At 72.1% G+C, this 12593-nt stretch carries 11 protein-coding genes; 2 read left to right on the top strand and 9 right to left on the bottom strand.

Annotated elements, in window-relative coordinates; genetic code table 11:
* The first annotated feature begins 63 nt into the window (after nucleotides 1-63).
* Complete coding sequence (locus tag IE217_RS31445) at nucleotides 64-909, top strand: siderophore-interacting protein (RefSeq protein ID WP_190181360.1); 846 nt, start codon at nucleotides 64-66, stop codon at nucleotides 907-909.
* A 75-nt stretch (nucleotides 910-984) separates the two neighbouring features.
* On the opposite strand, the gene IE217_RS31440 is transcribed toward IE217_RS31445, so the two are convergent.
* The 3 genes from IE217_RS31440 to IE217_RS31430 form a co-directional block, all read right to left on the bottom strand.
* On the bottom strand, nucleotides 985-1761 hold the full coding sequence (locus tag IE217_RS31440; RefSeq protein WP_190181359.1) for an ABC transporter permease: 777 nt from the start codon (nucleotides 1759-1761) through the stop codon (nucleotides 985-987).
* A complete protein-coding gene (locus tag IE217_RS31435; RefSeq protein WP_190181358.1) occupies nucleotides 1758-2867 on the bottom strand; it encodes an ATP-binding cassette domain-containing protein in 1110 nt (369 codons plus the stop codon). The genes IE217_RS31440 and IE217_RS31435 overlap by 4 nt, the downstream gene beginning before the upstream one ends.
* Nucleotides 2868-3051: 184 nt before the next feature.
* Nucleotides 3052-3693 carry a PadR family transcriptional regulator gene (locus IE217_RS31430; RefSeq protein ID WP_190181410.1) on the bottom strand — a complete coding sequence of 214 codons (642 nt, stop codon included), beginning with the start codon at nucleotides 3691-3693 and terminating at the stop codon, nucleotides 3052-3054.
* A gap of 142 nt (nucleotides 3694-3835) precedes the next feature.
* Between IE217_RS31430 and IE217_RS31425 the strand changes: the two genes are divergently transcribed.
* Complete coding sequence (locus IE217_RS31425) at nucleotides 3836-4786, top strand: RluA family pseudouridine synthase (protein ID WP_190181357.1); 951 nt, start codon at nucleotides 3836-3838, stop codon at nucleotides 4784-4786.
* On the opposite strand, the gene IE217_RS31420 is transcribed toward IE217_RS31425, so the two are convergent.
* From IE217_RS31420 to IE217_RS31395, 6 genes are all read right to left on the bottom strand, one after another.
* Nucleotides 4780-6270, bottom strand: a complete 1491-nt coding sequence (locus IE217_RS31420; RefSeq protein ID WP_190181356.1) for a cytochrome P450 — start codon at nucleotides 6268-6270, stop codon at nucleotides 4780-4782. The genes IE217_RS31425 and IE217_RS31420 overlap by 7 nt on opposite strands.
* Before the next feature lie 43 nt (nucleotides 6271-6313).
* Nucleotides 6314-6934, bottom strand: coding sequence for a GTP-binding protein (locus IE217_RS31415; RefSeq protein WP_190181355.1), 621 nt, complete (start codon nucleotides 6932-6934; stop codon nucleotides 6314-6316).
* Entirely contained in the window at nucleotides 6915-7322 is a 408-nt protein-coding gene (locus IE217_RS31410) for a DUF742 domain-containing protein (RefSeq protein WP_190181354.1), read from the bottom strand. The genes IE217_RS31415 and IE217_RS31410 overlap by 20 nt, the downstream gene beginning before the upstream one ends.
* Nucleotides 7319-7726, bottom strand: a complete 408-nt coding sequence (locus IE217_RS31405; RefSeq protein ID WP_190181353.1) for a roadblock/LC7 domain-containing protein — start codon at nucleotides 7724-7726, stop codon at nucleotides 7319-7321. Before IE217_RS31405 ends, IE217_RS31410 begins: the two co-directional genes overlap by 4 nt.
* On the bottom strand, nucleotides 7723-9339 hold the full coding sequence (locus tag IE217_RS31400; RefSeq protein ID WP_190181352.1) for an ATP-binding protein: 1617 nt from the start codon (nucleotides 9337-9339) through the stop codon (nucleotides 7723-7725). Before IE217_RS31400 ends, IE217_RS31405 begins: the two co-directional genes overlap by 4 nt.
* Nucleotides 9340-9724: 385 nt before the next feature.
* Entirely contained in the window at nucleotides 9725-12532 is a 2808-nt protein-coding gene (locus IE217_RS31395) for a DEAD/DEAH box helicase (RefSeq protein ID WP_190181351.1), read from the bottom strand.
* Nucleotides 12533-12593 lie beyond the last annotated feature (61 nt).

Below are 12593 nucleotides of genomic sequence, written 5' to 3'. Positions count from 1 at the left end.
GGTGTTCACCGGGGGAAGGTGCTAACTTAGGCAAGCCTAAGCATGGGGAACTGGGAGGCCGTCATGGCAGAACGTCCGGCGCGCAAGCCGCGCAGGACCCACACCGCGCAGGTCGTCCGTACCGAACGGCTGACCCCGCACATGCAGCGCGTGGTGCTCGGCGGCGAGGGACTGGCCGGCTTCTCGGCCGGCACGTGCACGGACCACTACGTGAAGCTGCTGTTCCCGTCCGGCGGCGCCACGTATCCCGAGCCCTTCGACATGGAGCGCGTAAGGGCGGAGTTCCCGCGCGAGCAGTGGCCCGTGACCCGCACGTACACCGTGCGCGCCTGGGACCCCGGACACCGGGAGCTGACCCTGGACTTCGTCGTCCACGGCGACGAGGGCCTGGCCGGCCCCTGGTCGCTGCTGGCGCGTCCCGGCGAGACCGTCCGCTTCATGGGCCCCGGCGGCGCCTACGCCCCCGACGCGAGCGCCGACTGGCATCTGTTCGCCGGTGACGAGAGCGCCCTGCCCGCCATCGCCCGCTCCCTCGAGGCGCTGCCCGAGGGTTCGACGGCGCATGCCTTCGTCGAGGTGTCCGGCCCGGAGGAGGAGCAGAAGATCGACTCCGACGTGGAGGTGGTCTGGCTGCACCGCGGCAACCGGCCGGTCGGCGAGGCGCTGGTGGAGGCGGTACGTGCGCTGGAGTTCCCCGAGGGCCGGGTCCACGCCTTCGTGCACGGCGAGGCCGGGTTCGTGAAGCAGCTGCGCCACCTGCTGCGCGTCGAGCACGGCGTCCCGCGCGAGCACCTGTCGATCTCCGGCTACTGGCGCCTCGGCCACAACGAGGACGGCTGGCAGGCCTCCAAGCGCGAGTGGAACGCCCGTGTCGAGGCCGAGCAGGAGGGCGCCGCACCGGCGGCGTGAGCCCGGACGGCGGCCCCCGAGGAGCCCGAGCCGGAACGGCGGCCCCGAGGAAGGGGCCGCCGTTCCGCGTTCCGTTCAGATCGAGCGCTGGTAGGACCGCAGGGCCCGGATCGAGAGCCATACGCCGATCAGGGCGAGGCCCAGCAGCGCACCGCCGCGGCTCGCCACGACACCCCAGTCGGGGTCCGCGGACATGGCCGAACGGCCCGCCAGCATCGCCCAGTTGAGCGGGTTGAAGTCGGCGATGTGCCGCATCCAGCCGGGCATCCGGGCCGGCGCCATGAAGGCGGAGGACAGGAAGGTGAGCGGGAGCAGCAGGAAGGTGTTGATCCCGATGATCGACTCCCGCTCGCGCACCAGCATCCCCAGCGCGTTGGACAGCGCCCCGAACACCGTGCCCAGCAGCACCGAGGCGAGCACCAGGACCGCGACGCCCCCGGCCCCGCCCGGGTAGTCCGCACCGCCGAGCAGGCCCAGCAGCACGATGACGACCGACTGGAGGGCGGTGACCAGCCCGTTGTGGACGACGTTGCCGTTCATCAGGGCCGCCCGGCCGACCGGGGTGGTCAGGAAGCGGTCCAGGGTGCCGCGCTGGATCTCCTCCAGCGTGCCCATCCCGGCCCACATGCTGGAGCTGAGCGCGCTCATCACGACCACGCCCGGCACCAGGTAGTCCAGGTAGGACGTGGTCCCGAAGCCGCCGAGCTCGACGACCTCGCGGAAGAGGCTGCCGAACAGGAACAGCCAGATCACCGGCTGGATCAGCGTGATGACCGCGTACGCGGGCTGGCGCGCGAACACCATGAGCTGCCGCTGGGTCATGTACCAGGTCTGGGCGATCGCGGTGCTCATCGGGCACCTCCGGTGAGGGAGACGGAGTCGGTGCCAGGGCCGGTGCCGGGTGCGGTGCCGGGTGCGGTGCCGGGTCCGGTGCGGGGTGCGGTGCCGGCGTCCGCCTCGTCGCCGGCCGTGCGGGCCCCGGCGGCCTCCGCGTCGGCGTAACGGCGTCCGGCGTAGCGCAGGTAGACGTCGTCGAGTGAGGGGCGGGCCACGGTCGCCGCCGCGACGGTCACCCCCGCGCGCTCCAGCGCCGCGAGCAGCGCGGGCATCGCGGCGGCCCCGTCGTCGGCGCGGACGCTGATCCGGCGCCCGTCGACCAGCGCCTCGCGCACTCCGGGCAGCGCGCCGAGCGCCCCGGTGATCAGGGTGCGCCCGCCCTCCCCGAGCGGCTCGCGCAGCTCCAAGTGGACGGCGTCGCCCCGGAGTTCGCCCTTGAGGGCGTCGGGGGCGCCCTCGACGACGATCCGGCCGCGGTCCACGATGGCGACGCGCTCGGCGAGCCGGTCGGCCTCCTCCAGATAGTGCGTGGTGAGCAGGATGGTCAGGCCCTCCTCGCCGGCCAGGTGGCCGATCTCGTCCCACATCGCGCCGCGGGCCTCGGGGTCGAGGCCGGTGGTGGGCTCGTCGAGGAAGAGCACCTCGGGCCGGTGCACCAGGCCGAGCGCCACGTCCAGGCGCCGCCGCATGCCGCCGGAGTAGCCCTTGACCGGGCGCCTGGCCGCGTCGGTGAGGGAGAAGCGCTCCAGGAGTTCGTCGGCGCGCCGGTCGAGCGCGGCGCCCCTGAGGCCGTGGAGCCGGCCCTGGAGGCGGAGGTTCTCCCGGCCGGTGGCCACCGGGTCGGCGCCCGAGTTCTGCGCGACCACGCCGATGGCGCGGCGCACCCGGTCGGGGTGGCGCAGCACGTCGTGGCCGGCCACGGTCGCCGAGCCGGAGTCGGGGCGGGCCAGGGTGGTGAGGATCTTGACGGTGGTGGACTTGCCGGCGCCGTTCGGGCCGAGCAGTCCGAGGACGGTGCCGGGTTCGACGGTGAGGTCCATGCCGTTCAGGGCGGTGACGCCGCCCGGGTAGGTCTTGATCAGCTGCCGCGCCTCGACGGCGGGCGCACGGGTGCCGCTCATGCGGTGCTCCTGTGGTGAGGACGGATCGGCCGGTGGCCGACGGAAGATCCACGTGAGGAGCGCCGGGCTATCCTGGGTGTGCCGCACCTCGATCGCCCGGAGGAAGCCTCACGGTGGATTCGGCTCGGGGTTCGAGACTCCGGCGGGGCTGCTGCAACAGCTCCGCCGGGGTCGTTCGCTCGCGTCAGTTCTCGGTGCCGGGCGCCTCCCAGTCGTCGAGGTCCTGCGGGACCTGTCCCGTCTCGTGGAAGCGCCGCCACTGCTCGATGCCGGGCAGCGAGCCCTCCTGGAGTTCCCGGAGGAAGCCGCGCACCCAGCCGGCCTGGGCCTCGATCATGTGCAGTTGGTACTCGTTCTCGATCAGGAAGAGCCGCGGCAGCGTCTCGTAGAGCTTCTCGAGTCCGCCGCGCGCGCTCGCCGCCTGCACCTCCAGCGCGTTCAGCCGCTCCCGCAGGAGGCGTACGACGTCATCGGGGTGCAGGACGCCGAGGAGGGAGAGCGCCGTCTCGAAGATGGGGAACTCCTTGGCCGGGACGGCCACGAGGTCCGACATCCACTGGACCATCTCCTCGCGCCCGGCGTCGGTCAGGCCGTAGATCGTGCGCTCGGGCCGGTTGCCCTGGCGTTCGACCTCGGTGACCGCCACGAAGCCGTGCTTCTCCAGGTTCTGCACGACCGTGTAGAGCGAGCCGTAGTTGATCTTCGTGCTCGCGTCCTTGCCCTGGCGGCGCAGGGTCTGCGCGATCTCGTAGGGGTGCATCGGCTTCTGCCTGAGGGTCGCCATCACGGCGAGCGCCAGCGGATTGCCCAGCTTGCGCCGCTTCATCGCCACGAGGACCACCCCGCTTTCCCTAGATCCTTGCTACCGAATATCCGTAGCCGAACATATCGCGTCCGTCGAGGTGCGTCAACGCACACGATGTATCGCGTTTCGGGGCGCTTGTCGAGTCCGCCGTAGGGTTCGTGGGATGAGGCGAAGGTCAGGGGCACCGCCCTCTCCCCTGCCGCAGCGGCGCGGGGTGGACGCGGTGCGGGTGCGGCTGCCCGCGGCGGGCCCGTGGGCCACCGTGGGCGAGCACCTGGTGGAGCGGCTGTCGGGGGCCGGTCCCGGAGTGGTCGAGGAGATGCTGGCGGCCGGGCGGATCGTCGGGGCCGACGGGCGTCCGGTCGCGGCCGGGACGCCGTACGAACCGGGTCTGTTCGTGTGGTTCCACCGGGAGCTGCCGGAGGAGGTGCCGGTGCCGTTCCCGCTTAAGGTGGTCCACCGCGACGAGCATCTCGTCGTCGTGGACAAGCCGCACTTCCTCGCCACCACCCCGCGCGGCGCGCACGTGGCCGAGACGGCGCTGGCGCGGCTGCGCCGCGAGCTCGGCCTGCCGGAGCTGACCGCCGCGCACCGCCTGGACCGGCTCACCGCCGGACTGGTGCTGTTCACCGTGCGGCCCGAGGAGCGCGGCGCTTACCAGACGCTCTTCCGCGACCGGCGGGTGCGCAAGGAGTACGAGGCCGTCGCACCCCACGACCCCGCGCTCGACGCGCCGCGCACCGTGCGCAGCCGGATCGTCAAGGAGCGCGGGGTGCTGACCGCCCGCGAGGTGCCGGGCGAGCCCAACGCGGTCACCCTCGTGCGGGCGGTGGAGCACCGCGCGGACGGCCTCGCCCGCTACCGGCTGGCGCCCGCGACCGGGCAGACGCACCAGCTGCGGGTGCACATGAACGCGCTGGGCGTGCCCATCCTCGGCGACCCGCTCTATCCGGTGGTGACCGGCCCGGCGCCGGCCGGCGACTTCCGGCGTCCGCTGCAACTGCTCGCGCGGACGCTGGAGTTCACCGACCCGGTCACCGGCGCCGAACACCGGTTCCGCAGCGGGCGGGACCTGGCGGCCTGGTCCTCACCCGGCGGCTGGGCCGGTCAGTAGCCGCGCCACCAGCGCAGGAAGCGCCGCAGGCGGCCGGGCGGACGTGCCGCCGCGTCCTCCTGGCCGGCGGGCGGCATCGGACCGGTCCGCCACTCGGGCGGAGGCGGCTCCTCGTCGGGGACCGTGCGGGGAGGCATGTCGCTCATGTCCCACACGATCCGGCGCTCGGGGATCTCCACCGGGGTGTGGCTGGGCTTGGCCGTCTCGGACTGCTGCGGGCGCGGGGTGAAGCGCACCGGCAGCTCCACGAGGTGCTGCGAGGCGATCGACTCCTTCCAGCGCAGCTCGTCCTCTTCGCAGTCCAGCTGGATGTCCGGCAGCCGCATGAGCAGCGCGTCGACGCCCACGTCGGCGATGGCCCGCCCGATGTCCTGGCCGGGGCACTCGTGCGGTCCGCCGCCGAAGGCGAGGTGGGACCGGTTGCCCTGCATGTCGGCCGTGGGGTCGGGGCGCACCCGCGGGTCGACGTTGCCGGGCGCGATGCCGAACAGCAGCCCGTCGCCCTTGCGGATGCGCTGCCCGCCGAGTTCGGTGTCCTCCTTGGCGAAGTAGCCGAGGACCGTGCTGAAGGGCGGCTCGTCCCACAGGGACTGCTCGACCGCCTCCGGCACCGTCATCTGGCCGCCGTTGAGCTGGGCGCGGAAGCCGGGCTCGGTGAGCACCCGGCGGATCGTGTTGGCGAGCAGGTTCGCGGTCGCCTCGTACGCGGCGATCAGCACCACCCGCAGGTGCTGGCCGACCTCGTCGTCGGTGAGTCCGGCCGGGTCGTTGACCAGGTGGCTGGCGAAGTCGTCCTCGGGCTGCGTCCGGCGGCGGGCGGCCAGGCGCCGCAGGCAGCCCATGATGTACTCGTTGCTGGCGATCGCGGTCTCGGTGCCCTTGAGCATGTCCCGGGCCGCGTGCACGATCCGGTCGTCGTACTCCTCGGGCATGCCGAGGACCTGGCACATCACCGCCATCGGCAGATGCTCGGAGAACTGGTCGACGAGCTCGGCGCGGCCCGTCTCGCAGAAGCGGTTGACCAGCCGCTGGGTGGCGCGGCCGATGTGGCGGCGCAGTCCGCGGTGGTCGATCGTCGCCATGGCCGCGGTGACCGCGCCACGCAGCCGCTTGTGCTCGTCGCCCTCGGCGTGGGAGCAGATCGGCTGCCAGGCGATGTGCGGCATCAGCGGGTGGTCGGGCTTGACCATGCCCTCGGCCAGCGGGGTCCAGATGCGGCTGTCCCGGGTGAAGTGCGAGGGCGTGCGCACCATGTGCAGGTTCTCGGCGTGGCCGAGCACCACCCACATCGGCACGTCGTCGTGGAGCAGCACCGGCGCCACCGGGCCGTACCGCTCGCGCAGCCGGGCGTAGAGCGCTTTGAGGTCCCGTGCCTCCTGGAGCCGGTGCAGCCCGCCGGGTCCGGCGCCGTGCGCGGGGCAGCCGGGGGGCGGGGTGGGGGCGAGGTCGTCCGGACCGGTCGGGTAGTGGGTTTCAGGCGTCACAGCGGTCGCTTTCGGGACGTATGAGGAAGCGGGGAAGAGGCGGTCAGGTGAGCGAGCCGGTCATGGTCAGGGAGTGCAGGAAGCGCATCAGGGTCAGCAGTACGTCCCGGCTGGAGGCCCGGCGGCGTACGTCGCACTCGACCATCGGGATGTCCTCGGTCAGATCGAGCGCCGTGCGCAGCTGGGGGATCGGGTAACGGGGCGCGTCCGGGAAGGAGTTGATGGCCACGACGAAGGGCACGCCGCGCTCCTCCAGGCGCCCTATGACGTCGAAGCTGACCTCCAGCCGGCGGGTGTCGACCAGCACGACCGCGCCCAGCGCCCCCTCGAACAGCCCGTTCCACAGGAACCAGAAGCGCTGCTGGCCGGGGGTGCCGAAGAGGTAGAGCACCAGCTGGTCGGTGATGCTGATGCGGCCGAAGTCCATCGCCACGGTGGTGGCCGTCTTGGTCTCGGAGCCGTAGTTGTCGTCGACCCCGACGCCGGCCTGCGTCATGGTCTCCTCGGTGGTCAGCGGCCTGATCTCGCTGACCGAGCCGACCATCGTGGTCTTGCCGACCCCGAACCCGCCGACGATGACGATCTTCGCCGCGGCCTGGGCCGTGTGCGGCAGGTGGTCCTCGGTGCGCGGGCCGGGGATGGTGTCAGAGCCGTTGAAGTCCATGCATCACCGCTTCGAGAAGGGAACGGTCGGGTACCGCCTGGCGGACGATCGGGGCGCGCGCCTGCACCAGTTCGGCCGTGAGCAGCTCGGTGATCAGGACCGTCATCGCGCTGAACGGCAGGCTGAGGTAGGCCGACAGCTCGGCCACCGACAGCGGGGCGGTGCACAGCCGCAGCACGGCCGCCTGCTCCGGGGTGGCCGAGGGCGGCGCCTCGGCGCGTGCCACGATCAGGGTCACCAGGTCGAGGGCCGCGCGGGCGCCGTCCTCCGCCGCCCCGGCGACCACGTACAGCCGCTCGGGGTTCTTCTCCTCGCCCTCCTTGGCGGGCTTGGGGGGCGGCGTCGGTTCGTGCCGGGGGTAGCGCCTCGTGCGTCGCGGAGGAGTCATACGGTCTGCCCGTTCCGCCGGGGCGGACTGGTCAGGTGGGCGCCGATGCGGACCACGAGGTCGCGCATGCGGGCGCTCATGAGACCGGGCTCGGTGCGGATGTCGGCGAGCACCGCGAGGTAGGCGTTGGCGCCGGCGGACATGAGGTAGAAGTAGCCGCCGTCGATCTCGATGATGACCAGCTTCATCCGACCGTCGCTGTCGGGGATCTCCACGGCGACGGCACTGGCCAGGCTCTGCAGTCCGGCGCAGGCCGCGGCGACGCGGTCGGCGGCGTCGGGGTCGCCGCCGTAGCGGGCGATGCGCAGCCCGTCGGACGAGAGCACCACGATCATCTCGATGCCCGGTACACCGTCGTTGAGCTCCTTGAGCATCCAGTCGAAGTTGGCTCGCTGCTGGATCACTTGAGGTCCCCCTCGTCGTCGGCCTCGGCACGGGCCGGCTTCTCGATCAGGTGGGTGAAAGCGGTCGGGTTCTGCGTGAACGCGGTCGGGTCGGGGCCCGGGTTGTCCTTCTTCAGCCCGTCCCAGAAGGCCTCGACCCACAGGCCCGGTTCGGGTTCCTTCTCGGCGGGCGCCGGCTCGGGCTCCGGCGTCGGCCACACCGAGCGGCCCTCCTTCTCGGCGCGCTCGGCGGCGGCCTGCTCGGCGATCCGCTGGCTGAGCGGGATCTTGACGCGGCTGCGGCGCTGCGGCAGCCCGTTCTCCGTCCACTCGGTGACCTCGGGGACGTCGTCGTCCTCCAGGGACACCGAGGCGGGGATGCGGGGGCTGGTGGGGCGGCGGCGCTTGGGGGCGCGCTTGGGTCCCTCCACGGCGTCCTCGCCGGGCCGCGGGATGGAGGTGGCGCCGATGCCGTGGGCGAGTCCGGGCGCCGGGTCGGTGGTCATCATGTTGCCGGGCACCACCAGTACGGCCCGGACGCCGCCGTAGGCGGAGGCCCGCAGGGAGATCTGCATGTCGTACCTGGAGCACAGGCGGCCGACGACCGCGAGGCCCAGGCGCGGGCTCTCGCCGAGTTCCTGGAGGTCGACGCCGGCCTTGGCGGCCTCGAGGATCTTCTCCAGCCGGTTGCGGGACTCCTCGTTGAGGCTGACCCCACCGTCCTCGATCTCGATGGCGACGCCGCTCTGCACCTCGATCGCGGTGACGTGCACCTTGGTCTGGGGCGGGGAGTAGCGGGTGGCGTTGTCGAGGAGTTCGGCCGCGGCGTGGATGACGGGCTCTACGTCGGTGCCCTTGATGTTGACCTTGGCGATGGAGTGCAGCTCGATGCGGCGGTACTCCAGGATCCGCGACATGGCGCCGCGCAGCACGCTGTAGAGGGTGACGGGGTTGGGCCACTGGCGGCCGGGGCGGCCGCCGCCGATGACGGAGATGGAGTCGGCGAGGCGGCCGATCAGGGCGGTGCCGTGGTCGATGCGCAGCAGGTCGTCGAAGACCTCGGGGCTGCGGCCGTGGTCCTCCTCCATCTCCCGCAGTTCCTTGGCCTGCTGGTGCACGATCGCCTGCACGCGCCGGGCGAGGGCGACGAAGGAGCGCTGGGTGGAGTCGCGCAGGTTCTCCTCGGTGTCGACGATGTTCAGGATCGTCCAGAGCACCGCGCGCTGGGACTCGGGGATGCGCCGCCACTCCGGGTTGGCGTCGACGATGTCGCGCATCGTCTCCTGGGGCGTGTTGTTGAACCGCAGGTGCCGGACGGCGGTGGGGATGATCTCGTTCCCGAGGCGGGCGATGTCCGCGTCGTGGGCGGCCAGGCGCCGCTCCAGATACTGGCTGTGACGGGCGTGTTCGGCCTGTCCGGCGCGGATGACACGACCGCGGCGCGCGGCCTCGGCGGCCGTGGCGAGCACGAGCAGGGTGGCGACGGCGCCGCAGCAGCCGACGGCGAGGCGGGCCGGGTCCGCCACCAGGGCGACGGCGGCTCCGGTGACCGCCGCCATGACTATGACGGGCAGCAACAGCACGCGCGCGTAGGGAAGTTCGCGGCCGCCGGGAGGCGATTGAACACTCACCATGTAGGCCTTCTCAACGAATCGGCTGGGGGGTTCGGGGCAGCTTGCGGGGGGTATGTCAGAGAACTGACGGGATTTTCCAGACCTTTGGGAACAGGCGCGCGAATTGGCTCAACCCGGTGCGCCGCGGGCGAGCCTAGTCCGACCGGATCATCGCCATGTCATATTCAGCAAGCACCTGAAACGGCCCTCGCGACAGGAGTACGCTCCTGTCGTTTACACGCTGTGACTCCGTTCGAACGCGGAGGGTCACGGCGTACGGGCGTACGAAAACGACTCACCGTGACGGGTGAATAGGGATTCCGCGTCGCCCGGGCCCGTAACCACGAAGCGGTCCCCCGCCCTTGGCACAGGGCGGGGGACCGCTTCCGCTGGACGTCTCGGGGCGTCAGCCGACGGACGAGTAGGCGACCACTCCGCGCAGCAGGCCGTCCACGGCCTTGCGCGCGTTCTTCGCGACCGTGGAGCCCTCGCCGGGGGCGGCGGCCGAGATCTGCCCGAGGACGTCGATCACCTGCTTGCACCACCGCACGAAGTCGCCGGCCGGCATCTCCGCCTCGCGCAGCACCTCGTCCAGGCCCTTGCCGGACGCCCACATGTACGCGGCCCAGGCAAAGCCCAGGTCGGGCTCGCGCTGGCCGACGCCCTCGGTCTGGCTGATGCGGAACTCCTCCTCCAGGGCGTCCAGCCGGCCCCAGATCCGCACCATGTCGCCGAGCGCGGCCTTCGCCCTGCCCGAGGGCAGCTTGGGCGCCATGGCGTCGTCGCTGACCCGCGCCTCGTAGACCAACGCCGACACGCAGGCGGCCAGTTCGGCCGGGGCGAGGCCCTCCCAGACCCGCTCGCGCAGGCACTCGCTGGCCAGCAGGTCCAGTTCGCCGTAGAGCCGGGCCAGGCGCTTGCCGTGCTCGGTCACCTCGTTGCCGCGCAGGTAGTCGAGCTCGGTGAGCAGCGCGACGATCCGGTCGAAGGTCCGGGCGATGGTGTTCGTACGGCCCTCGATGCGGTGCTCGAGCTGCTTGGTGTCGCGCAGCAGCCGATGGTAGCGCTCGGCCCAGCGGGCGTGGTCCTCACGGTCGTTGCAGCCGTGGCAGGGGTGGGCGCGCAGGGCGGCGCGCAGCCGGGCGATCTCCCGGTCGTCGGCCGCCTGGGAGCGCCGCTTGCGGTGCCGCTCGGGCGGGATGTGCCCGGCCTTGGTGCGCAGCGCGGACGCCAGGTCCCTGCGGGACTGCGGGGAGCGGGGGTTGAAGGACTTGGGGATCCGCATCCGCTCCAGCGCCTCGACGGGCACCGGGAAGTCGATCGCCGCCAGCCGCTTGACCTGCCGCTCGGCGGTGAGCACCAGGGGGCGCGGGCCGTCGTGGTGCTCGAGGCCGCGGTGGCCGTTGGACCGGCCGGCGGGCAGCCCCGGGTCGAGGACCAGGGCCAGGCCCGCGTACTTGCCGGTGGGCACGTGGATGATGTCGCCGGGCTTGAGCCGCTCCAGGGCGACGGCAGCCTCGGCCCGCCGCTGGGCGGCGCCCTGGCGGGCCAGCTCCGTCTCGCGGTCCTTCAGCTCCCGGCGCAGCCGCGCGTACTCGGAGAAGTCGCCGAGGTGGCAGGTCATCGACTCCTTGTAGCCCTCCAGGCCCTCCTCGTTGCGCTGCACCTGCCGGGAGATCCCGACCACCGACTTGTCGGCCTGGAACTGCGCGAAGGACGTCTCCAGCAGCTCGCGCGAGCGATGCCGGCCGAACTGCTCGACCAGGTTGACCGCCATGTTGTACGACGGCTTGAAGCTGGAGCGCAGCGGATAGGTGCGCGTGCCGGCCAGGCCCGCCACCTGCTCGGGGTTCATCCCGCGCTGCCACAGGACCACCGCGTGGCCCTCGACGTCGATGCCGCGGCGGCCGGCCCGGCCGGTGAGCTGGGTGTACTCGCCGGGGGTGATGTCGGCGTGCTGCTCGCCGTTCCACTTGACGAGCTTTTCCAGGACCACCGAGCGGGCGGGCATGTTGATGCCGAGCGCGAGGGTCTCGGTGGCGAAGACCGCCTTGACCAGTCCGCGCACGAACAGCTCCTCGACGACCTCCTTGAAGGTCGGCAGCATGCCCGCGTGGTGCGCGGCGATGCCCCGCTCCAGGCCCTCCAGCCACTCGTAGTACCCGAGGACGTGCAGGTCCTCGGGCGGGATGGCGGCGGTGCGCTCCTCGACCAGGGCGCGGACCTGCTCGCGCGCCTCCTCGTCGTTGAGCCTCAGCCCCGCGTACAGGCACTGCTGGACGGCGGCCTCGCAGGCGGCGCGGCTGAAGATGAAGGTGATCGCGGGCAGCAGGCCCTCGGCGTCGAGCCGCTCGATGACCTCGGGGCGGCCCGGGGTCCAGATCCTCGAGCGCTGTCTGCGCTCGCGCTCGCGGTCGGCCTCCCGCATGGCGCGGCCGCGCCTGCGGTCCGCGTACGACGGCCTGCTGGCCTCCATGCGGGCCAGGCGCACCAGGTCGGGGTTGACCGCCTTGCGGTGGCCCTCGCCCTCCTCGAACAGGTCGTACATCCGCCGCCCGGCCAGCACGTGCTGGAACAGCGGCACGGGCCGGTGCTCGGAGACGATGACCTCGGTGTCGCCGCGGACCGTGTCCAGCCAGTCGCCGAACTCCTCGGCGTTGGAGACGGTCGCCGACAGCGACACCAGCGTCACCGACTCGGGCAGGTGGATGATCACCTCTTCCCAGACCGCGCCGCGGAAGCGGTCGGAGAGGTAGTGCACCTCGTCCATGACCACGTACCCGAGGCCCAGGAGGGTCTGGGAGCCCGCGTAGAGCATGTTGCGCAGCACCTCGGTGGTCATCACGACCACCGGGGCGTCGGAGTTCAGGCTGTTGTCGCCGGTGAGCAGGCCGACCTTGCCGCTGCCGTAGCGCCGGCACAGGTCGGAGTACTTCTGGTTCGACAGCGCCTTGATGGGGGTCGTGTAGAAGCACTTCTTGCCCTGCTGGAGGGCGAGGTGGACGGCGAACTCGCCGACGATCGTCTTCCCGGAGCCGGTGGGCGCGGCGACCAGCACGCCCTTGCCGGCCTCGAGCGCCCGGCAGGCCTCGATCTGGAAGGGGTCGAGGCCGAAGTCGTACATCTCGCTGAAGCCCGCGAGCGCGGTGGCCTGCTCGGCAGCTCGCCTGCGCGCTGCCGCGTACCGCTCGGCCGGTGAGAGGTCCTGTGTCATCGTGCTTTCGAGCGTACCGGGCCGCACTGACAACAGGACGATCTTTATCTGGATCAGGCCC

It is taken from the genome of Streptomyces naganishii JCM 4654 (assembly GCF_014650575.1).
GTDB lineage: Bacteria > Actinomycetota > Actinomycetes > Streptomycetales > Streptomycetaceae > Streptomyces > Streptomyces naganishii.
The sequence above is the reverse complement of the archived record's forward strand: the minus strand, read 5'-3'. Positions and strand labels throughout refer to the sequence as shown.